This window comes from Xanthomonas vasicola (assembly GCF_000772705.2).
Classification (GTDB): Bacteria; Pseudomonadota; Gammaproteobacteria; order Xanthomonadales; family Xanthomonadaceae; genus Xanthomonas; species Xanthomonas vasicola.
Genome location: NZ_JSBW02000095.1, coordinates 1 through 1,008 on the forward strand (window position 1 = coordinate 1; position 1,008 = coordinate 1,008).

Annotated in this window: 2 protein-coding genes; both read left to right on the forward strand. The window is 62.7% G+C overall.

Annotated elements, in window-relative coordinates:
• Nucleotides 1-522 (forward strand): DDE-type integrase/transposase/recombinase (locus NX05_RS20185; protein WP_425521337.1); only part of this gene is annotated, 522 nt, incomplete at its 5' end.
• Nucleotides 523-572: 50 nt separating this feature from the next.
• Nucleotides 573-1,008: transposase (locus tag NX05_RS20190; protein WP_162231373.1), on the forward strand; the 436-nt coding region annotated here is incomplete at its 3' end.

The window sequence follows — 1,008 nt, forward strand, 5'->3', positions numbered from 1 at the left end:
AAGCCGAAGAGGCGGCTGGTGCGCGAGCGGCCAGAGCCGTTGGCGGTGCCGGAGACGATCAACCAGTTCTGGTCGATGGACTTCATGCACGACCAGTTGGCCGATGGTCGCAGCTTCCGGTTGTTTAACGTGCTCGACGACTTCAATCGCGAGGGTCTGGGGATCGAGGTCGACCTGTCGTTGCCATCGGCCCGGGTGATCCGCTCGTTGGATCAGATCATCGAGTGGCGCGGCAAGCCGCGCGTGATTCGCTGTGACAACGGCCCGGAGTACATCAGTGGCGCGCTGCTAGCCTGGGCACAGCAGCGCGGCATTCGGATCGACCACATCCAGCCGGGCAAACCACAGCAGAATGCTTACGTCGAGCGCTACAACCGTACCGTCCGCTATGCCTGGCTGGCCACAACGTTGTTCGACACCATCGAGCAGGTTCAGGACGAGGCCACACGCTGGCTAGTCGCCCCTGAAAAACCCCAACCACCCAACGACCGCAAGGCCTTGATGTCTGCACCGGCGTGCTAAAACTACCAGTGTTCGCTACGCTGAAGGCTGGTTTCTTGCAATTTCCGCCCATGCGTACACGCCGTCCTGCTGCCGAAGACAGACCCGCCGACGAGTTGTTCCGTTCGCGTCTGGAGAATCAGATCGATCTGCAGCATCCGCTGGCGCAGCTGAGCCAACGGATGCCGTGGACGGCGTTGGAGCAAGCACTTTCATCGCGCTTGCCGGCCACCCCGGCCGGTGGCGGTCGGCCGGCATTGCCGGTGCGGCTGATCGCTGGTTTGCTCTACCTCAAGCACGCCTACGACCTGTCCGATGAAGCGGTGTGCGAGCGTTGGCTGGAAAATCCGTACTGGCAGTTTTTCACTGGCGAGGTCGTGTTCCAGACGCGCTTGCCGTGCGATGCCAGCTCGCTGACGCGTTGGCGGCAGCGGCTTGGCGAAGCGGGGATGGAAGAGTTGCTGGCGCACACCATCAACGCCGCGCATGCCATGCAGGCGGGGAAGC